The 19,359-nt window shown below is 72.0% G+C and carries 16 protein-coding genes and 2 pseudogenes; 15 read left to right on the forward strand and 3 right to left on the reverse strand.

Annotation, left to right across the window (positions count from 1 at the left end; all coding sequences use genetic code 11):
• Positions 1-118 precede the first annotated feature (118 nt).
• Both F1D61_RS20915 and ubiA read left to right on the forward strand, forming a co-directional pair.
• A complete protein-coding gene (locus F1D61_RS20915) occupies positions 119-604 on the forward strand; it encodes a hypothetical protein (RefSeq protein ID WP_203153813.1) in 486 nt (161 codons plus the stop codon).
• A gap of 40 nt (positions 605-644) precedes the next feature.
• Positions 645-1,586, forward strand: a complete 942-nt coding sequence (gene ubiA / locus F1D61_RS20920) for a 4-hydroxybenzoate octaprenyltransferase (RefSeq protein ID WP_203153815.1) — start codon at positions 645-647, stop codon at positions 1,584-1,586.
• 22 nt (positions 1,587-1,608) lie between these two features.
• On the opposite strand, the gene F1D61_RS20925 is transcribed toward ubiA, so the two are convergent.
• Complete coding sequence (locus tag F1D61_RS20925) at positions 1,609-2,142, reverse strand: DUF6101 family protein (protein WP_203153817.1); 534 nt, start codon at positions 2,140-2,142, stop codon at positions 1,609-1,611.
• Between the two features lie 379 nt (positions 2,143-2,521).
• On the opposite strand from F1D61_RS20925, the gene F1D61_RS20930 reads away from it, so the two are divergent.
• On the forward strand, positions 2,522-3,334 hold the full coding sequence (locus F1D61_RS20930; protein WP_203153819.1) for a 3'(2'),5'-bisphosphate nucleotidase CysQ: 813 nt from the start codon (positions 2,522-2,524) through the stop codon (positions 3,332-3,334).
• Between the two features lie 117 nt (positions 3,335-3,451).
• A complete protein-coding gene (locus tag F1D61_RS20935) occupies positions 3,452-4,738 on the forward strand; it encodes an ArgE/DapE family deacylase (RefSeq protein ID WP_203153821.1) in 1,287 nt (428 codons plus the stop codon).
• 447 nt (positions 4,739-5,185) lie between these two features.
• Here F1D61_RS20935 and F1D61_RS20940 read toward each other — a convergent pair whose 3' ends face one another.
• Positions 5,186-5,554 (reverse strand): hypothetical protein, encoded by a 369-nt coding sequence (locus F1D61_RS20940; protein ID WP_203153823.1) that lies wholly within the window; start codon positions 5,552-5,554, stop codon positions 5,186-5,188.
• Positions 5,555-5,707: 153 nt separating this feature from the next.
• Between F1D61_RS20940 and yciA the strand changes: the two genes are divergently transcribed.
• The 10 genes and pseudogenes from yciA (at position 5,708) to F1D61_RS20990 (ending at position 17,502) form a co-directional block, all read left to right on the forward strand.
• Positions 5,708-6,130, forward strand: coding sequence for an acyl-CoA thioester hydrolase YciA (yciA, locus tag F1D61_RS20945; protein WP_203153825.1), 423 nt, complete (start codon positions 5,708-5,710; stop codon positions 6,128-6,130).
• Entirely contained in the window at positions 6,127-6,447 is a 321-nt protein-coding gene (locus F1D61_RS20950) for a YkgJ family cysteine cluster protein (RefSeq protein ID WP_246775442.1), read from the forward strand. The genes yciA and F1D61_RS20950 overlap by 4 nt, the downstream gene beginning before the upstream one ends.
• Before the next feature lie 47 nt (positions 6,448-6,494).
• Positions 6,495-7,658, forward strand: a complete 1,164-nt coding sequence (gene hemW / locus F1D61_RS20955) for a radical SAM family heme chaperone HemW (RefSeq protein WP_203153827.1) — start codon at positions 6,495-6,497, stop codon at positions 7,656-7,658.
• A gap of 213 nt (positions 7,659-7,871) precedes the next feature.
• The gene (locus F1D61_RS20960; RefSeq protein WP_203153829.1) at positions 7,872-8,243 is read left to right on the forward strand and encodes a response regulator; all 372 of its coding nucleotides are present in this window, start codon (positions 7,872-7,874) and stop codon (positions 8,241-8,243) included.
• A 176-nt stretch (positions 8,244-8,419) separates the two neighbouring features.
• Positions 8,420-9,163, forward strand: coding sequence for a YoaK family protein (locus F1D61_RS20965; protein ID WP_203153831.1), 744 nt, complete (start codon positions 8,420-8,422; stop codon positions 9,161-9,163).
• Positions 9,164-9,557: 394 nt separating this feature from the next.
• Positions 9,558-10,246 (forward strand): annotated as a pseudogene (locus F1D61_RS20970) (winged helix-turn-helix domain-containing protein).
• 89 nt (positions 10,247-10,335) lie between these two features.
• A pseudogene (locus F1D61_RS20975) lies at positions 10,336-11,759 on the forward strand (ATP-binding protein).
• Positions 11,756-14,659 (forward strand): bifunctional [glutamine synthetase] adenylyltransferase/[glutamine synthetase]-adenylyl-L-tyrosine phosphorylase, encoded by a 2,904-nt coding sequence (locus F1D61_RS20980; protein WP_203153833.1) that lies wholly within the window; start codon positions 11,756-11,758, stop codon positions 14,657-14,659. The pseudogene F1D61_RS20975 and the gene F1D61_RS20980 overlap by 4 nt, the downstream one beginning before the upstream one ends.
• A gap of 377 nt (positions 14,660-15,036) precedes the next feature.
• On the forward strand, positions 15,037-16,677 hold the full coding sequence (locus tag F1D61_RS20985) for a methyl-accepting chemotaxis protein (RefSeq protein ID WP_203159187.1): 1,641 nt from the start codon (positions 15,037-15,039) through the stop codon (positions 16,675-16,677).
• A 99-nt stretch (positions 16,678-16,776) separates the two neighbouring features.
• A complete protein-coding gene (locus F1D61_RS20990; RefSeq protein ID WP_203153835.1) occupies positions 16,777-17,502 on the forward strand; it encodes a DUF1203 domain-containing protein in 726 nt (241 codons plus the stop codon).
• On the opposite strand, the gene F1D61_RS20995 is transcribed toward F1D61_RS20990, so the two are convergent.
• A complete protein-coding gene (locus F1D61_RS20995) occupies positions 17,408-18,235 on the reverse strand; it encodes an EamA family transporter (protein WP_203153837.1) in 828 nt (275 codons plus the stop codon). The genes F1D61_RS20990 and F1D61_RS20995 overlap by 95 nt on opposite strands.
• 125 nt (positions 18,236-18,360) lie before the next feature.
• Here F1D61_RS20995 and gcvA point away from each other — a divergent pair, with 125 nt between their 5' ends.
• Positions 18,361-19,239 carry a transcriptional regulator GcvA gene (gcvA, locus tag F1D61_RS21000; RefSeq protein ID WP_203153839.1) on the forward strand — a complete coding sequence of 293 codons (879 nt, stop codon included), beginning with the start codon at positions 18,361-18,363 and terminating at the stop codon, positions 19,237-19,239.
• Positions 19,240-19,359: the final 120 nt, after the last annotated feature.

The raw sequence follows: 19,359 nt of genomic DNA on the forward strand, positions 1-19,359 counted from the left end.
GAAAGCGCTACGAGGCCGGGAGCGGCACGGACTTCTTCACTATGCCGGGGGCGCCGACACGACGGCCGGACCGGCGCAAGGCCGATGAACGGGGCCGAGAGCTTTGGGGGGTTGGGAGATGACTCGCATGCGTGTGACCGTGGCGGCGCTGGCCGGAAGCCTGCTCGGCGCGACGCTCCTCGGCGGGGCCGCCCGGGCCCAGGGCGCCGATTGCTCGACGATCCAGAAGACCCTCACCGAGCGCAAGGACATCGTCGGCAAGGTCAACGCCGCCTCCCAGGGCAAGAAGGCGAAGATCACCGCGGCCGCCGCCTGCACCCTGTTCACCAAGCTCCAGGCCAACGGCACCGAGGGCCTGAAGTGGATCACCGCCAACAAGGATTGGTGCTCGATCCCGGATTCCTTCGTCGAGGGCTTCAAGGCCGATCACGGCCGGGTCTCGACCCTGCGCACCAAGGTCTGCAACGCGGCGGTGCAGCAGGCGGCGATGGAGAAGAAGGCCCGCGCCATGGCGGCCCAGCAGCAGCAGGGCGGTGGCGGCGGCGGCCTCCTCGGCGGTCCCGGCCTGACCGGCAGCTTCCGGGTGCCGCAGGGCGCCCTGTGAGCCGGATGCCGATGACGGCCCCGGCGCCTCACGCCGAGAGATGAATCCTGCCCCCGACCGTCCGGTCGCCGATGCCGTCACCGGGCATTGGGTCGACCGGCACGCGCCCGAAGGGGTGCGGCCCTACCTGCGGCTCGCCCGCATCGAGCGGCCGATCGGCTGGTGGCTGCTGCTGCTGCCGTGCTGGTGGTCGGCCTCGCTCGCGGCCATCGCGGCGGGGCGGCCGGGCCCGAGCCTGTGGCACCTCGCCCTGTTCCTGATCGGCGCCGTCGCCATGCGGGGGGCGGGCTCGACCTACAACGACATCGCCGACCGCGACCTCGACGCCCGGGTCGAGCGCACCCGCCTGCGGCCGCTGCCCTCCGGGCGCATCCGCGTGCGCCACGCCCTGACCTTCCTGGCGCTGCAGGCGCTGGTCGGCCTCGCGGTGCTGCTGCAATTCGACAGGACGGCGATCCTCGTCGGCATCGCCTCGCTCGCGCCCGTCGCCATCTACCCGTTCATGAAGCGGGTGATGCCGGTGCCGCAGGCCGTGCTCGGCCTCGCCTTCGCGTGGGGCGCGCTGATGGGCTGGGTCGCCCTGCTCGGCCGCCTCGATGCGCCGGCCTACTGGCTCTATGCCGGCGCCATCGCCTGGGTCATCGGCTACGACACCATCTACGCGGTGCAGGACATCGAGGACGACGAGATCGCCGGCATCAAGTCCTCGGCCCGCTTCTTCGGCACGAAGGTGCGCCTCGCCGTGGCTGGCTGCTTCCTGGCCTGCGTCCTGTTCATCGGCCTCGCCCTCTCGGGAGCCGGGGCCGGGCCGATCGGTCTTGCCGGTCTCGCGCTGTTTGCCGGCCACCTCGCTTGGCAGGTCGGGCGGCTCGATCCGCGCGACGGCGCGGAGGCGTTGCGGCTGTTTCGCAGCAACCGGGATGCGGGTCTGATCCTGTTCTGCGGCCTCACGCTGGATGCGCTCTGGCAAGGCTTGATGTGACCAGTTGACGAGATCGGGAGCGTCAGACGCTCCCGCCCTCGGTCATCAGCGCCTCGTCGCGGTAGACCAGCGGGCGCAGCGGCAGGCGGCCGGTCTTGCGGCGGGTCAGGAAGCGCGGCCGGCGGTGGTTCAGGAGACCGTGCCGGCGGCGGATCCGCACCGCGCCGAGCTTCACCCGGCCGAGCTGCTCACCCATCGGCGAGACCGCGCCGTCCTCCTGGATCACCACCAGGGGCAGGCCCGATTCGGCGCCGAGCCGGCGCCACACCGCCACCACCTCGTCGTCGCCGTAGAGGCCGAGCCGCATCAGCGGGTCGCCGCTGCGGTCGAGCACCATGACGGCGAAGCGGTCCTCCCCGGCGGCGTCGCTGGCATCGCCGTCGAGGCAGAGGGCGAGGCTGCCGGCGGCGCTGGCGCCCGGCATGCGGCCGACCATCGGCAGCGCCGTCGGCTCGGCCTGGACCGGGCCGCGATGGATGACGGGGAGCTCGACGTCGCGACGGGCGGCGTTGCTGCGCGAAGACCGGCTGCTGGAAGAGGGGAATCTGGTGATCATGGTTCTGCTCGACGCCCTGTCCGCGTGAGGCGGCGACCTCTGTCGTGTCGTCCGCTGTTGATCCGACATTGGACCCGCACCGCCTCAGAACGCCTTAAAAGGCAGCGTTAAGCGATAGTTGGCGCGGCACAGATGAGCCGAATGCTCAACGGATCCTTGTCGCGTTGCGATTCATTTATCGTTCACCGCCAGTACATGGCAGAGCCGCGGAGTGAAACGCTTCGCTAAGACGATGCGGCATCGCTGCCGCCGGGTGCGCCGCGACGAATCCTTGTGGCGCCCGGAGCCGGGGCCTACAACGGAGGGAATCCTGATCCGGCTCGACCCGTGCCCGCCGCGGGGCCGCCGGGCACTCCCCTCGCATCAGCGGCGGCCTTCCATGCCTCTCCCCGACGACCTGCGCCCGCTCCTGCCCCAGGTACGGGCGATCATCCGCGAGGCGGCCCTGCTGGCGCTGCCGTATTTCCGCCAGGGCCAGCACACCTCCGCCCGGGTGTGGAACAAGGCCGGCGGCTCGCCGGTGACGGAAGCCGACGTGACGGTGGACACCTTCCTGAAGGTGCGCCTGAGCGAGCTGATCCCCGGTGCCGCCTGGCTCTCGGAGGAGACCCGCGACGATCCGGTCCGCCTCTCCCACGACCTCGTCTGGATCGTCGACCCGATCGACGGCACCCGTGCCTTCCTGACGGGCGATCCCGACTGGTCGATCGCCGTGGCCCTGCTCGCGAACGGCCAGCCGGTGCTCGGCCACGTCGCCGCGCCGGTCACCGCGACCCTCTACGAGGCCGTGGCCGGGGAGGGGGCGACCAAGGACGGGGTGCCGATCCGGGTCTCGGGCCAGGCCGGCATGGCCGGCGCCCGCGTCACCGGCCCCAAGCCGATGGCCGACCGGCTCGAGGGCCGGCTCGGCCTCGGCGGAACCCCGGACGCGCTGGTGCGGCTGCCGCGGATCCCGTCGCTCGCCCTGCGCCTGGTGCGGGTGGCGGAGGGCCTCGTCGATGTCGGCCTGGTCTCCTCGGATGCCCGCGACTGGGACCTCGCCGGCGCCGACCTGATCCTGCGCGAGGCCGGCGGCGCCGTGCTCGGCCTCGACGGCCGGGCCCCGGTCTACAACCGGCGCGAGCCGATCCACGGCGAACTCGTCGCCCTGCCGCTGGCCTTGCGGGAGGCGGTGCTGTCGGGGCTCGCCTGACCGGCCGGGGCGGTCGGGCTTTCGCGCCGATCGCAGGATCGTCCGGGGACAAGTGCGTCGCGGCGGCGGCGCTTCCCGGCTATTCAGGAGGGCGTCCCTGCCTTCGAGGAGCCCCCGATGCCCCTGGATCCCGCCCTGCGCGACCGCATCGTCGCCGCCGTCGCCGAGAATTTTTCCGAGCAGGTCGCCCATACCCAGGCGCTGATGCGCTTCCCCTCGACCCGCGGCGAGGAGCAGGCGATCCAGGACTTCGTCTTCCGCACCTTTCGCGAGCGCGGCTACGCCATGGACCGCTTCGCGATGGACCGGGCGCAGATCGAGGCGCATCCGGGCGGGGCCAGGTTCACGCCCGAGCATTCCGAGGCGCCGATCGTCGTCGGCATCCACCGGCCGCGGGAGGAGCGGGGGCGCTCGCTGATCCTCCAGGCCCATGTCGACGTGGTGCCGGCGGGCCCCGCCGACCTCTGGACCCACCCGCCCTTCGAGCCGGTGGTGGAGGGCGACTGGCTCTACGGCCGCGGCGGCGCCGACATGAAGGCGGGCCATGCCGCCAACCTGTTCGCCCTCGACGCGCTCGGGCGGATCGGGCTCCAGCCCGCCGCCACCGTGACGCTGCAATCGGTGGTGGAAGAGGAATCGACCGGCAACGGCGCCCTGATGACCCATCTGCGCGGCTACCGCGCCGATGCGGTGCTGATCCCGGAGCCGGAAGAGGAGATGCTGGTGCGCGCCAATACCGGCGTCCTGTGGTTCCGGGTCGAGGTCCGCGGCCGGCCGGTCCACGTGCGCGAGATGGGCACGGGCGCGAACGCCATCGACGCCGCCTACCGGGTGATCGGTGCGCTGCGCGCCCTCGAGGAACGCTGGAACGCCGACAAGGCCGGCCGCCGGCATTTCGAGGGCGAGGCGCACCCGATCAACCTCAATATCGGGCGGATCGAGGGCGGCGACTGGGCCTCTTCGGTGCCGGCCTGGTGCCGGATCGACTGCCGTATCGCGATCTATCCGGGCACGAGCGCGGCGGACGCCGCCCGCGAGATCGAGGCGGCGGTCCAGGCCTTCGCCCGCGACGACGTGTTCCTGTCGAACAGCCCGCCGAGCGTCACCTTCCACGGCTTCTTCGCGGAGGGCTACGTGCTGGAGGAGGGCTCGGAGGCGGAAGCCGTGCTGGCCCAGGCGCACGAGGCGGCGACGGGGGCTCCGCTGAAGAGCTTCATGACCGCCGGCTACCTCGATACCCGGGTCCACGCCCTCTACGACCGGGTGCCGGCGCTCTGCTACGGGCCGAAGAGCGAGAACATCCACGGCTTCGACGAGCGGGTCAGCCTCGCCTCGTTGAGGCGCATCACCACCGCGATGGCTTTGTTCGTCGCCGAGTGGTGCGGGACGGAAGCGGCGTCGTGACGGTGATCCGGCTCACGACCTCTTCCTGAGAGCATGTTTGAGCAGCGTGATTTGACGAAAACTGCGAAAAATCAGGAGATATCCTACCATTCCACCTCATCCTGAGGTGTCAGTCGATCGACGATCGACTGACCTCGAAGGAGGGCTCCAGAAGCCTCTGCGATCCCCGGAGCCCTCCTTCGAGGCTTACTTCGTTCGCACCTCAGGATGAGGTTAGTGGGCAGGATGATCCCCCCCCTGCCTCAAATATTGGGTAGAAATCCTGCTCAAACAGGCTCTGAGGAGCTGGGCGATCGAAGATCGCACAGCCTCGAAGGAGGGCTCCAGAAGATCGCCGAGCTTTCTGGAGCCCTCCTTCGAGGTCAGTCGATCGTCGATCGACTGACACCTCAGGATGAGGTTGCGCGCGGGATCCTGCATTTTGATCGCGCCGATCGAAAAAAACGATCAATCGAAGCTGCGCTTCGTGCCCGATCCGCCGAGGCTGATCTTGCGGGTCTGGGGCGCCGCCGGGGCGGCCTGGACGGGCTTGGGCGGCGGCAGGTGGGCCTGGCCGTGGACCACGGTGCCGATCTCGCCCAGGGCCTTGACCAGGTCGTCCTTGCCGCAGGTGCGGGCGACGGTGAGGCCGAGCTTGTGGGTGTGGCTCTTGGCATAGAGGTAGCCCGCGAGCTTGGCGCGGGTCTCCACCGGCAGGGCGTCGAGGAGGTCCGGCAGGTCCTCCGGCTCGGCCCGGTAGATCTCCCCGAGGGTCGCCAGCGGGACCGGGCAGTCGCGGTCGGCTTCGGCGCCGCTGGTGGGATGGCCCTGGATCATGATGCGTCCTCCGGCTGATGGCGTGCCGCCGAAACTAGAACCATCCGCGGGCTGATGAAACCGCGGGGCGTTTCGAATCGGGGCGCTCGCGCTCCGGTGTCTCGATGCCCTATGCTCGCGCCGGAGACCAGGGGCAAAGGGGGCAGGGGGATCATGACCACCGACGCGACGACCGGGGAGGCGGCCCGGCCGCAGGGCGACCTGACGGTGCGGACCATCGCCATGCCGGCCGACACCAACGCCAACGGCGACATCTTCGGCGGCTGGGTGATGTCGCAGATGGACCAGGCCGGCGGCATCGCCGGGGTCGAGCGGGCGCAGGGGCGCGTGGTCACGGTGGCGGTGGACGGCATGACCTTCCTGCGCCCGGTCCGGGTCGGCGACGTGCTCTGCGTCTACACCCAGGTGGTCGCCACCGGCCGGACCTCGATGCGGATCCAGATCGAGGCCTGGGCCCGGCGCTTCCGCACCCAGACCCGCGAGAAGGTGACGGTCGGGGTGTTCACCTTCGTGGCGATCGACGACGAGGGCCGTCCGCGCCCGATCCCGCCGGCGGCGCCGGGCCTCACGCCGTGAGCCCGGCCGACCCGGAGACCTTCATCCGCCAAAGTTTCTCTTGCCAGGAATGCGGCGCCTGCTGCGCCTACTCGGCCGAGTGGCCGCGGTTCAGCACCGAGGACGATGCCGACATCGCCCGGATCCCGGAAGTCTACGTCGACGACCCGGCCGGGCGGATGCGCTGCGAGGGCGAGCGCTGCAGCGCCCTCGACGGCAAGGTCGGCGAGCGGGTGGCCTGCAAGGTCTACGCGGTGCGCCCCGAGGTCTGCCGCACCTGCGAGCCCGGCGACCCGGAATGCCTGATCGCCCGGCGGCATCACGGCCTGCCGGTCTGACGTCCCAGCCCCTTGCGCCGCGGGCCCAAGGCGTTCACATCCGCCCGATGATCGATCATCCGACCCGGGACGTCGGCTTCGGGGTCTACCTGCACTGGCCCTTCTGCGCCGCGAAGTGCCCCTATTGCGACTTCAACAGCCATGTCCGCCACGGGCGCCTCGACCAGGCGCGCTGGCGCGCCGCCTTCGCGCGCGAGATCGCCCACGCGGCCTCGCTCACGCCGGGGCGGACCGTGACCAGCATCTTCCTCGGCGGCGGCACGCCCTCGCTGATGGAGCCCGAGACGGTGGGGGCGCTCCTCGAGGCGGTGGCGGGCGCCTGGAGCGTGGCCCCCGGGGTCGAGGTGACGCTGGAGGCCAACCCCACCAGCGTCGAGGCCGGCCGGTTCCGCGGCTACCGGGCGGCGGGGGTCAACCGGGTCTCGCTCGGGGTCCAGGCCCTCGACGACGCCTCGCTGAAGAAGCTCGGCCGGCTGCACAGCACCGAGGAGGCGATGCGGGCGGTGGAGACCGCCGCGGCGCATTTCGAGCGCTATTCCTTCGACCTGATCTATGCCCGCCCGGACCAGACGCCGGAGGCCTGGGCGGCGGAACTGCGCGGGGCGATCGCCCGGGCGGCGGAGCACCTGTCGCTCTACCAGCTCACGATCGAGGAGGGCACGCCGTTCTACGGGCTCGCCGCCGCCGGCAAGCTCACCGTGCCGGACGACGACACCGCCCGGATCCTCTACGACGTGACGCAGGAGGTCTGCGAGGCCGCCGGCCTGCCGGCCTACGAGATCTCGAACCACGCCCGGCGCGGGGCCGAATCGCGCCACAACCTGCTCTACTGGCGCTACGGCGAATATGCCGGCATCGGCCCCGGCGCCCATGGCCGCCTCGTGCTCCCGGAGGGCCGCATCGGCACCTCGACCGAGCGCAACCCGGAGGCCTGGCTGGCGAAGGCGGAAGCCGCGGGCCACGGGGTCGTCGAGACGGAATCCTTGAGCCCGGGCGACCAGGCCGACGAGTTCCTGATGATGGGCCTGCGCCTGCGCGAGGGCATCGACCCCGCCCGCTACGCGGCGCTCAAGGGCCGGCCCCTCGACCCGGACCGCGTCGCCGGGCTGGTCGCGGCCGGGCTCGTCGCCCGGACGGGCGAGGGCCGCCTCGCCGCGACCCCGAAGGGGGCCCCGGTGCTCAACGCCGTGGTGGCCGAGATCGCGGCCTGAGCCGATCCGCCAAGGGTGCCCGCCGCCAAGGGTGCCCGCCGCGAAGGGTGCCCGCCGCGAAGGGTGCCCGCCGCGAAGGGTGCCCGCCGCCAAGGGTGCCCGCCGGTCAGCGACCGCCTCTGTTGCACGCGCGACGGAACCGACCCGGCTGTGATAGCATGCCGCCCGGACGGCGCCCGTGCGGGATGCGCCGTCCGAGGTGGGGACGAGGCGATGTCAGGACAGAGGAGACCCGATCCCCTTCGGGTTCTCGTGGTCGAGGACGAGTACTTCATCGCCGACGACCTCTCGCGGGCGCTGACCCGGCACGGCGTCGAGGTCGTCGGTCCGGTGCCGACGGTCCGGGAGGCGCGGGCGCTCGCGGCCTCGCACGCCCTCGATCTCGCCGTCCTCGACATCAACCTGCGGGGCGAGCTCGTCTATCCCCTGGTTGCCGAGCTGACGCGGCGCGGCGTGGCGGTGGTCTTCGCCACCGGCTACGACGCGGCGGCGATCCCGGCCGACTACGAGGCGATTCCCGCCTGGTCGAAGCCCTTCGACTACAACGCCCTGGCGGGCATGCTGCCGGCCCTGCGCCGCACCTGAACGAAGCGGGATCGGTCGCGCCGCAAACACGTGACGGGCGCCGTCGCCCGCAGGCTGCCTGACGCTGCGTTCCGATGACGCAACGGTTTGCCGCGCCGCAGCGGAACCGTCACGCTGCCGCCCTGTTCTGGTTTGGAGCGATTTCTGCCCCGACGGCAGCACAGGAGACGGACTGGATGGCAGCAGAGAAGGAAACCAAGGCCTTTCCGGCCGCCGCGAGCACGCGGGTGCCGTTCGCGCTGGCCCTGTCGGCGCTGGCCGGCTGCGCGGACTCGATCGGGTTCCTCGAATTCTCGCAGCTGTTCATGTCCTTCATGAGCGGCAACACCACCCGTCTCGGCGTCGCCGTCAGCCTGAGCGACTGGGGCAACGTCACCCGGGTCGGCAGCACCATCGCGGTGTTCTGCTTCGGCGCCTTCATCGGCACGCTCATCGCCGCCGCCGTCGGCTACTGGCGCCTCGCGGTGCTGCTCGGCCTCCAGGCGCTCCTGCTCTGCGTCGGCCTCACCCTGCCGCGCGGGCCGGAGGAGTTCCCGTTCCATGCCTACCCGATCGTGCTGGCGCTCGGCATGCAGAACGCCGTGCTCCAGGACGAGGAGGGGCGCAGCCTGGCGCTGACCTACGTCACCGGCGCGGTGGTGCGCTTCGGCACCGGCCTCGCCAACCTGCTGCTCGGCCATCCCTCGCCGTCCTTCTGGATCCAGGCGCCCCTCTGGGCCGCCCTGAGCCTCGGGGCGATCACCGGCGGCCTCCTGCACAGCCGGTTCGGCGAGAGCGCCTTCCTGGTCCCCGCCGTGCTGGCCGCGTTGCTGGCGGTGGTCGCCCTGGTGATGACGCTGATCCACGGCGACGGGCCGCTCGTCTCCGGCACCAAGTCGCCGGCGCCGGACGCCGCCGCGACGGCGCCCCCCGTGGTCTGACCCCCGGGAGCACGACCCGGAGCGGGCCTCCCGCTCCGGCAAAGATTACCTATCGGTCACGGGGCGGAGACACCGGCGTAAGCCGGCACGGTCCATAACGACACCGTCGCCGGACGCGGTGGCGCCCTCATCCCCCGGGGCGCCGCCGCGATCCAAGGCCCCGAGGGCCGAGGCGCCGGATCATCATCGTCGCCCCCCAGACGATCCGGTGCTCCGTGCCGCGGCAGGCCGAGCCCCCCGCTCGGCCTGCCGCCCCGGAGGCGACACCCGGCGTGCCGCGCTTCCTCCCCCTCGAAAGCGGCATGTCGGGCGGGGCCCGTCCCGGGGCCAGGGCGCCAGGATCCCGGAGACGGAACTCTCCCGCGCGCCGGGGATCTGCCCTAGAATGCCCGACATGCGCCTCCTGATCATCGAGGACGACCGCGAGGCGTCCACCTACCTCTCCAAGGCCTTTCGCGAGGCCGGCCACGTCGCCGATACCGCCGATGACGGCCTCGACGGCTACGCGCTGGCCCGCGAGGGCGCCTACGACGTGCTCGTCGTCGACCGCATGCTGCCGAAGCTCGACGGCCTGTCGCTGATCCGCTCGCTGCGCGAGCAGGGCGTCGAGACCCCGGTGCTGATCCTCTCGGCGCTGGGCCAGGTCGACGACCGGGTGAAGGGCCTCAAGGCCGGCGGCGACGACTATCTCCCCAAGCCCTACGCGTTCTCCGAGCTGATGGCCCGGATCGAGGTGCTGGCGCGCCGCCGCGGCGGTTCCTCGGCGGCGGAGGCGACGAGCTACCGCGTCGGCGACCTCGAACTCGACCGGCTGTCGCACCGGGTCACCCGGCCGGCCAGGAGATCCCGCTCCAGCCCCGCGAGTTCCGCCTGCTCGAATACCTGATGCGCCATGCCGGCCAGGTCGTCACCCGCACGATGCTGCTGGAGCACGTCTGGGACTACCATTTCGACCCGCAGACCAACGTCATCGACGTCCACGTCTCCCGCCTGCGCGCCAAGGTCGACAAGGGCTTCGAGCGGCCGATGATCCACACGGTGCGGGGAGCCGGCTACATGGTCCGCGCCGGCGGCGAGGCGTGAGCGCGCGCATCGCGAATGCGGGGCCGGCGAATGCGGGGCCGGCGCATGCGGGTCCGGCGAGCGAAGGACCGGACGGGAGACAGGAGGGGATCCTCGCCCGCCTCGGCGCCCTGTTCCGCACCACCGCGTTCAAGCTCTCGCTCGCCTACCTCCTGGTCTTCGCCGCCTTCGCGTTCTTCGCCCTCGGCTACGTCGCCTGGAACGCCCGGCGCGTCCTCGACGACCAGATCGTCTCGACCATCGAGGCCGAGATCAACGGGCTGTCCGACCAATACGCCGCGGGCGGCATCCGCCGCCTCGTCGGCGTGGTCGAGCGCCGCTCGCGCGAGCCGGGCGCCTCGCTCTACCTCGTCACCACCCCGGCCGGCGAGCACGTCGCCGGCAACGTCGAGGCGCTGCCCCGGGCACCCTCGCCGAGCCCGGCCAGACCGAGACGGCGTATGCCCGCAACACCGACAACGACCGCCTCGACCACCGGGCGATCGTGCGCATCTTCACCCTGCCGGGGGGCTTCCGCCTGCTGGTGGGACGCGACGTCGAGGAGCGCGACCGCCTGCGGGCGGTGATCGGTCGGGCCTTCGCCTGGTCGCTGATGCTGGTGGTCAGCCTCGGCTTCCTCGGCAGCTGGTTCATCGCCCAGCGCGTGCTCAAGCGCGTCGACCAGATGACCGACATCACCCGCACCATCATGGCGGGCGACCTCGACGGCCGCCTGACGCTCGCCGGCACCGGGGACGAGCTCGACCGGCTGGCGCGCAACCTCAACGCGATGCTCGACCGGATCGGCGAGCTGATGCGCGGCATGCGCGAGGTCTCGGACAACATCGCCCACGACCTCAAGACCCCGCTCACCCGCCTGCGCAACAAGGCCGACGCGGCGCTCCGCGAGGGCAACGACCCGGACGCCCTGCGGGCGGCCCTGGAGGCCAATATCGAGGAGAGCGACAACCTGATCCGGGTGTTCAACGCGCTCCTGATGATCGCCCGCCTGGAGGCCGGCAACGCTCCTCGCGACGGGCTGGCGGAATTCGACGCGGGCGCAGTCGCCCTCGAGGTCGCGGAGTTGTACGAAGCGGTGGCGGAGGAACGCGGCATCGCCCTGACGGCCGAGGTCGAGGACGGCCTCAAGCTGCATGGCAGCCGCGAACTGATCGGACAGGCGATGGCGAACCTGATCGACAACGCCCTGAAATACGGACAGAAAACCGTCGATTCGGCGGCCGAGCCGGTACTCCGCGTCGCGGCGCGGCGGGAGGAGGGCGAGATCGTGCTGTCGGTCGCCGACCGGGGCGAGGGCATCCCGGAGGCCGAGCGCGGCCGGGTGCTGGAACGCTTCGTGCGGCTGGAGACCGCCCGGACCCGGCCGGGATTCGGACTGGGCCTGAGCCTCGTCAACGCCGTCGCGCGCCTGCACCAGGGCACCTTCGCGCTCGAGGACAACGCGCCGGGCCTGCGCGCGACCTTGCGGCTGCCCGCCCTGCGCGACCAGGCTCCGAAGGAGATCGCCGCATGACCGGGCCGCTCTCCGCTCGTCTCACCGCCGCGCCCCGCCTCGCCGAACCGGAGCGGGCGCAGGGCCGGCTCGCCGACCTCCTCGCCGAAGCGCCCGATCTCGCTCCGCTCCTCGGCGAGGGCGGCCCGGCCCGCGACCTGCTGCTGGGCCTTGCCGACCATTCGCCGTTCCTGTGGGGCCTCGCGGCCCGCGAGCCGGCCCGGCTCGCCGGGCTGCTCGCGCGCCCGCCCGAGGAGTCGAACGCCGCGATCCTGGCCGACCAGCGCGCGGCCGGCCTCGCCGGCGGCGACGTCGCCCGGGCCTTGCGCCGCAACCGCGCCGCCCACGCGCTCCTGGTGGCGCTCGCGGATATCGGCGGGGTCTGGTCGCTGGAAGAGGTGACGGCGGCGCTCTCGGATTTCGCCGATGCCTCGGTGAGCGCCGCGGTCGATGCGGCGCTCGCTCAGGCCGCCGGCACCGGCCGCTTCCTGCCGCCGGATCCCGCCCGGCCGCAAGGCGGGTCGGGCCTGATCGTGCTTGGCATGGGCAAGCTCGGGGCCGGCGAGCTGAACTATTCGAGCGACGTCGACCTGATCGTGCTGTTCGATCCCGACACCGCGCCGCTGCGCCACGGCGTCGAGGCGACGCCGTTCTTCAGCCGGATCGCGCAAGCGGTGGCCAAGCTCCTCCAGGAGCGTACTGCCGACGGCTACGTCCACCGGGTCGACTATCGGCTCAGGCCCGATCCCGGCTCGACCCCGACCGCCCTGTCGCTGGCCTCCGCCTATACCTATTACGAGACCGTGGGGCAGAACTGGGAGCGCGCGGCCTTCATCAAGGCCCGGCCGGTCGCCGGCGATCACGCGCTAGCGGACGGATTCCTCGCCGAGCTGCGGCCGTTCATCTGGCGCAAATACTTCGACTTCGCCTCGATCGCCGACGTGCATGCGATGAAGCGGCAGATCCACGCGGTGCGCGGCCACGGCGCCATCGCGGTGGCCGGCCACGACATCAAGCTCGGGCGCGGCGGCATCCGCGAGGTCGAGTTCTTCGTCCAGACCCAGCAGCTCGTCTTCGGCGGCCGCCGCCCCACCTTGCGCGGCCGGCGCACGCTGGAGATGCTGGCCGCCCTCCACGACGAGGGGTGGATCACCCCGGAGGCCCGCGACGAGCTCTCCGAGAGCTACCGCTTCCTGCGCACGGTCGAGCACCGGTTGCAGATGGTGGCCGACGAGCAGACCCAGCGCCTGCCCGAGGACACCGCCAAACTCGCGCGCTTTTCCCATTTCCTCGGCTACCCCGACGAGGCCGCCTTCGGCGAGGCGCTGACGGCGCAAGCGCGCCGGGTCCAGGGGCATTACGCCCTGCTGTTCGAGGCCGAGCCGGATCTGGCCGCGGAGGTCGGCGACCTCGTCTTCACCGGCGTCGAGGACGATCCCGGCACGCTCGCCACCTTGAGCCGCCTCGGCTTCCGGGCGCCGGAGCGGGCGACCGAGACGGTGCGGGGCTGGCATTTCGGCCGCCGCCCGGCGGTGACGAGCCCGCGGGCCCGCGAGGTCCTGACCGAGCTGGTCCCGGCGCTGATCCAGGCCTTGTCCGGCACCGCCGACCCGGACGGGGCGCTCGCCGCCCTCGACCGCGCCTTCGGGCGGATGCCGGCGGCGGTCGAGCTTCTCACCATCCTGCGCTCGCACGAGCGGCTGCGGCTGCTCTTCGCCGATCTGCTGGGCACCGTGCCGCGGCTCGCCGACACGGTCGCGTTCAGCCCGCACGTCCTCGACGCGGTGATCGACCCCGCCTTCGTGGCGCCGGTGACGGAGGCCGGGGCGCTGTCCGAGCAGTTCCGCCTCGGCCTCGGCCAGCCCCGGGACCTGGAAGACTTCCTCGACCGCAGCCGCGACACCGCCCGGCAATTGCGCTTCGTCACCGGCGCCCGGCTCCTCTCCGGCATCCTGCCGCCCGCGGGTGCCGGCCGGGCCTATGCGGGCATCGCGGATGCCGCCATCGCGGCGGCGCTGCGCGCCGTGGAGGCCGCCTTCGCCGAGGATCACGGCCGGGTGCCGGGCGGCCGCATCGCGGTGCTCGGCCTCGGACGCCTCGGCTCGCGCCAGCTCACCGCCGATTCCGACCTCGACCTCGTGGTCCTGTACGATTTCGATCCCGAACACCGCGAGAGCGACGGACGCCGCCGCCTCGATGCGGCGGTCTATTACAACCGCCTGACCCAGCGCCTCGTCGGCGCGCTCACCGTGCCGACGCGGCGCGGCCGGCTCTACGAGGTGGACCTGCGCCTGCGCCCGAGCGGCGGGCAGGGACCGATCGCCAACCAGTGGCAGCGCTTCTCGGCCTATTGGCGCGAGGAGGCGGCCTTGTGGGAGCACATGGCCCTGACTCGCGCCAGAGCCGTCGCGGGCGATGCGAGCCTGATGCGGGAGGCCGAAGCCGCCGCCGTCGAGGTCCTGCGCCAGACCCGCGACGTGCGCGGCGTCGTCGGGGAGGTGCGGACGATGCGCGCGCTCATCGAGCGCGAGAAGGGCGATCACGGCCCCCTCGACCTGAAGCTCGCTCCCGGCGGGCTCCTCGACCTGGATTTCCTCGCCCAGGCCCTCGTCCTGTCCCATGCCGCGGCCCATCCCGACCTCGTCGGCCTCGACGCGCCGGAGGTGCTGGAGCGGGCCGGCCGCCACGGCCTCCTCGAGGCCGGCCTCGCCGGTCGCCTCGTCACCGCCTACCGGCTCCTCGACGACGCCCATCACTGGCAGCGCCTGATGGTCGAGGGTGATTTCGGCCGCACCGCCCCGCCGGCGGCCCGCGCCCGCCTCGCCGCGGCGCTCGGCCAGCCCGACGAGGCGGCGCTCGCCGCGCAGCTCGCCGAGACGCGGGCCGGGGTGCGGGAGGCGTTCGGGACGATCCTGGCGTGAGGGGCGCGCCGGATGCGCGACCGGGAAGATCCGTCGTCGCATGGTCGTCTCGCGGCTCACGCAGAGCCGCGGCCCGCGGCATCGCCGTGGCTCGCCCACGCCGCCGGCCTCCTGCTTTGCCGGCCTGCCGACTCTCCGGTTCTGATCTGACGGCAAGCCGGACAAGAACTAACGCGCACGACAGGGTTGCACAGTCGTGGAGCCGAACGATGGTTACGGGAAAACCGATGCGAATAGCCTGTCGTCACTCCCTGGATTTCGCAGGTTTTACGCCGGGTTAAGTACTCTGTCGTTTTGTGCGGCGCAACGGATATCGATTGGGGACCGCGGCCGTGCTCGCCAAGTTCAAGATTCTGCACAAGCTCACTGCCGCCGTCATGCTGATCGCCGCCCTGGTCGGCGGCTGCGTCTGGTACGCGCAGGAGCGCATGACGGCGATCGACGACGCCTACAGCGTGTTCCTGGTGCGCGAGGCACGGGCGACGGCGAGCGCCAGCCGCCTGAACCGCGCCCTCTACACCCTGACCTCCGCCACGTTCCGCATCATCGCCGAGACCGACCAGGCGCAGATGCATCGTGCCGGTGCCGAATTCGACGAGGCCCTCGCCCTCCTCAAGCCGACCGTCGCGGCCCTGCGCGAGCAGGCGCCGACCTTCGCGGCACGCATCGACGCGCTCGCCCACGGTCTCGACGACCTCACCAGCAAGCTGAAGGCGGTGCGCGACCTCGGCATCACCCATCGCAATGCCGACGCTTTGGACCTGGTCCGGCGCAGCGTCGATCCCGTCCTGGGCGGACAGCGCGACGAAACCCGGAAACTCGCCGACGACATCCAGGACTACGTCACCAGGGCCTCCGACAGGCTGACCGACGAGACCAACGCCACCCGCATGCGCCTGATGGCCGTCAGCGGGTTCGGCCTGGCCCTGGGCCTCGTGGCGGTCGCACTGGTCTCCGTCTTCGGCGTCACCCGTCCGATCGGTCGGCTGGTGCGCATTCTGGACCGCATGGCCCACGGCGAGATCGACGCCGACATTCCCGAGGCCCGCCGGGGCGACGAGATCGGCGCCATCGGCCGGGCGGTCGAGGGCATCAAGGCGATGGTGGCCGAGAAGGCCGCCGAGCAAGCCGAGATCAAGCGGATCGCCGACGCCGCGGCGGCCGAGGCGCGCCGGCGCGCCATGATGGACCTCGCCGACGGGTTCGAGCGGACGGTCGGCGGCATCGTCGGCATCGTCTCGACCTCGGCCACCGAGTTGCAGGCGACCGCCGGGCAGATGACCGGGACCGCGACCGAGACGGCGAGCCAGTCCGCCGCGGTCGCCGCCGCCGCCGAGGAGGCGGCCTCCAATGTCGGCACCGTCGCGGCGGCGGCCGAGGAGCTGGGCGCCTCGGTGCAGGAGATCGGCCGCCAGGTCGATGGCTCGGCCGGCCTCGCCCGCCAGGCGGTGGCGGAGGCCGACCGGACCGGCGCCCAGGTGCGCGAACTCAGCCACATCGTCGGCCGGATCGGCGACATCGCCGGCCTGATCTCGTCGATCGCCGCGCAGACCAACCTGCTCGCGCTCAACGCCACGATCGAGGCGGCCCGGGCCGGAGAGGCGGGGCGCGGCTTCGCGGTGGTCGCGGCGGAAGTGAAGGAACTCGCCGCCCAGACCGCCAGGGCGACGGAGGAGATCGGCCAGCAGATCACCGCCGTGCAGAGCGCGACCGGCGAGACGGTCTCGGCGATCACCGCCATCACCGCCCGGATCCGCGAGATCGACACCGTCACCGTGGCCATCGCGGCGGCGGTCGAGGAGCAGGGCGTCGCCACCCAGGAGATCGTCCGCAACGTCTCCCAGGCCGCGACCGGCACCGGCGAGGTGACCGGCAACATCGCGGGCGTCGCCGGCGCCGCGGAGGAAACGGGCGCCGCCGCGACCCAGGTCCTCGCCTCGGCCACCGAATTGTCGCGCCAGTCCGAGCATCTCGGCGCCGAGGTGGCGCGCTTCCTCGCCACCGTGCGGGCGGCCTGACGCGTCGCGGGCGCCATGATCGCCTCCGCGATTCGGGCGCAAGAAGCGGGATGAAACCTCTGCTCCGGACGCCGTAGGGCTGGTCCCGGAGGTGACCCGATGACCGCTTTCCACTGTATCGCGATCGAGACCGAGACGGCCGCCCGGTTCCGGGCGACCGGTCTGGACGACCGCGGCAATCCGCTCCGGCGGATCATAGCGATGCCGGGCGGCGGCTACCCGTGCCGGCACTGCCTGCGCCTCGCCCGGCCGGGCGAGGCCATGCTCCTCGGGTCCTACGACCTGCCGAAGCCGCTCGGGATCTACTGGACGCCGAGCCCGATCTTACTGCACGAGGCGGAATGTCCGCGCTCCGACGCGGCCGACGAGATCGCCCCGATCGTGCGGGCGAATCCCCTCGTCTCGGTCCGGGCCTATGACGGCGAGCACCAATGCCTCTACGACCTCGGCCATGTCTGTGCCGGGGCGGAGATCGACGCTTCCCTCGCCCGCGCGCTCGACGATCCCCGTACGGCCTTCGTGAACATCCACACGGCGCGGCCGGGATGCCTGCTGGTGCGGGTCGAGCGGGGGAGGGGCGGGCAGAGGCTTGTCGAGGATGAGAGCGGTTTGCGGCTGATCTCGACAGATCCCGAACCCGTCGCGTCATTCCGGGCTCCGCGTGCGCGGCCCCGGACTGGCGCGGTGGGTATCGAGACCGTCGCTTCCCTCGACCGGGCTCCGACGTCCCTCACCAGGCCAGGCACGCCGCGCCGGCCGCGACGGCGAGGCACGAGGCGACCCGGCGCGGACTCAAGCTCTCCCCGAGGAAGACCCGTCCTATGAGCGCCGCATAGACTACGCTGGTCTCGCGCAGGGCCGAGACCGTCCCCATCGCGTCGAACTGCATCGCCCAGATGACGATGCCGTAGGCGAGGATCGAGACGAGTCCGCCGCCGAGCGCCATCGCCGTCTGCCGGGCGCTGTAGGACGGCGTCGTTCTGCGCAAGCCGAGGTAGAGCGGCGGCATGGTCAGGCTCCAGAGCAGGAACATCCAAGCCGCGTAGGACAGGCTGTTGCCCGACAGGCGCACGCCGATCCCGTCGACGACGGTGTAGGCCCCGATGAGGAGGCCGGTGAGACAGGCGGCGGGAAGGAAATCCGCCCGCAGCCGCCCGCCCTGGAGGGCGAGGGACAGGATGCCGCCAGAGACCAGCGCGACGCCCAGGACGGCAAGCAGCGTGAGCGATTCGTGCGCGAACAGAGCCGCCCCGAGCGCGACGAGGACGGGGGAGGAGCCGCGGGAGATCGGGTAGGTCTGGCCGAGGTCGCCGGAGCGGTAGGTCCGCACGAGGGACAGGTTGTAGCCGGCATGGATCGCCGCCGAGGCGACGAGATAGGGCCAGCTCGCCGGCCCCGGCCAGGGCAGGAACACCACCGCCACCGCCGAGGCACACGCGACGGCGATCATCATCAGCGTCATCGACCACAGCCGGTCGCTGCCGCCGCGCAGGACCGCGTTCCAGCCGGCATGCAGGATGGCGGCGCAGACGACGCCGACCAGGACGGTCGGGGTCATGCGGCGGGCCCTCGATCCATCGTCGGCGATCCGTCGGTCGTGGTGTTCATGAGCCCGGAGCATGCCGCCCTCGCCGCGCGCCGACAAACGCCTTATGGTGGCTTTCGCGTGAGGAAACCTGACACGTGCATCGCCGCCTGCCGCCGCTCAACGCCCTGAAGGCCTTCGAGGCGGCCGGCCGCCACGGCAGCTTCACCCTGGCGGCGGAGGAGCTGCGGGTGACCCACGGCGCGGTCAGCCGGCACGTGCAGGCCCTCGAAGCCTGGCTCGGCGTGCCTTTGTTCGTGCGCCACAACCGGCGGGTCGTGCTGACGGAAGCCGGACGGAGCTACCTCGCCGAAATCGGCGCGGCCCTCGACCGCGTGGCGCTCGCGACCGCGCGGCAGCTTGAGCGCGGCCAGGCCCGAATTCTTCACGTGAACACGCTGGCGACCTTCACCTTGCGCTGGCTGATCCCGCGGCTGCACGCCTTCCAGCGCGCCCATCCGGCCATCGAGGTCCGGCTGACGACCTCCACCGTGCCGCTCGCCGAACTGGCCGGGCCCTACGACGTCGCGATCCGCGGCGGCCCCGATTCTCGGCCGGGCCATGTCGGGCAGGAATTCCTCACCGAGGAGCGGATCCCGGTCTGCAGCCCGGCCCTGCTGGAGCGGCTGCCGCTCGACAATCCGTCACAGCTCGCACGCCACACGCTCCTGCACGCGGCGACCCTGCCGGGAATCTGGCCGCACTGGCTGGCGGCGGCCGGAGTGCCGGACCTGGAGCCGCAGGCTTCGATCACGCTGGAGCATGTCTACCTGACCTTGCAGGCGGCGCTCGACGGATTGGGCGTCGCGATGGGCCCGACGCGGCTCGTCGCCGACGACGTGGCGGCGGGTCGGCTGATGCTGCCCTTCGCGGGGCCGGCATTGCCGGCGCGCAGCTACTACACCTACGTACCGGAGGCCCGCCGGGACGATCCCGTGGTGCGGGCCTTCTGCGAGTGGTTGGCGACGACGGCGTGAGAGACCGTTCGACTTTCTCGACAGTCTTGACACCCTCCGGGTCATTCCGGGGCCGCGAAAGCGGAGCCCGGAATCCAGAACCGCGGATTGTCCAGGATGATGCGGAACGCTGTCGGCTTT

The sequence above is a fragment of the Methylobacterium aquaticum genome (genome assembly GCF_016804325.1).
Classification (GTDB): Bacteria; Pseudomonadota; Alphaproteobacteria; order Rhizobiales; family Beijerinckiaceae; genus Methylobacterium; species Methylobacterium aquaticum_C.

Coding starts and splice junctions, on each gene's coding strand:
- F1D61_RS20915 (WP_203153813.1), top strand. CDS start 119: ATGACTCGCATGCGTGTGACCGTGGCGGCGCTGGCCGGAAGCCTGCTC.
- ubiA (WP_203153815.1), top strand. CDS start 645: ATGAATCCTGCCCCCGACCGTCCGGTCGCCGATGCCGTCACCGGGCAT.
- F1D61_RS20925 (WP_203153817.1), bottom strand. CDS start 2,142: ATGATCACCAGATTCCCCTCTTCCAGCAGCCGGTCTTCGCGCAGCAAC.
- F1D61_RS20930 (WP_203153819.1), top strand. CDS start 2,522: ATGCCTCTCCCCGACGACCTGCGCCCGCTCCTGCCCCAGGTACGGGCG.
- F1D61_RS20935 (WP_203153821.1), top strand. CDS start 3,452: ATGCCCCTGGATCCCGCCCTGCGCGACCGCATCGTCGCCGCCGTCGCC.
- F1D61_RS20940 (WP_203153823.1), bottom strand. CDS start 5,554: ATGATCCAGGGCCATCCCACCAGCGGCGCCGAAGCCGACCGCGACTGC.
- yciA (WP_203153825.1), top strand. CDS start 5,708: ATGACCACCGACGCGACGACCGGGGAGGCGGCCCGGCCGCAGGGCGAC.
- hemW (WP_203153827.1), top strand. CDS start 6,495: ATGATCGATCATCCGACCCGGGACGTCGGCTTCGGGGTCTACCTGCAC.
- F1D61_RS20960 (WP_203153829.1), top strand. CDS start 7,872: ATGTCAGGACAGAGGAGACCCGATCCCCTTCGGGTTCTCGTGGTCGAG.
- F1D61_RS20965 (WP_203153831.1), top strand. CDS start 8,420: ATGGCAGCAGAGAAGGAAACCAAGGCCTTTCCGGCCGCCGCGAGCACG.
- F1D61_RS20980 (WP_203153833.1), top strand. CDS start 11,756: ATGACCGGGCCGCTCTCCGCTCGTCTCACCGCCGCGCCCCGCCTCGCC.
- F1D61_RS20985 (WP_203159187.1), top strand. CDS start 15,037: ATGCTGATCGCCGCCCTGGTCGGCGGCTGCGTCTGGTACGCGCAGGAG.
- F1D61_RS20990 (WP_203153835.1), top strand. CDS start 16,777: ATGACCGCTTTCCACTGTATCGCGATCGAGACCGAGACGGCCGCCCGG.
- F1D61_RS20995 (WP_203153837.1), bottom strand. CDS start 18,235: ATGACCCCGACCGTCCTGGTCGGCGTCGTCTGCGCCGCCATCCTGCAT.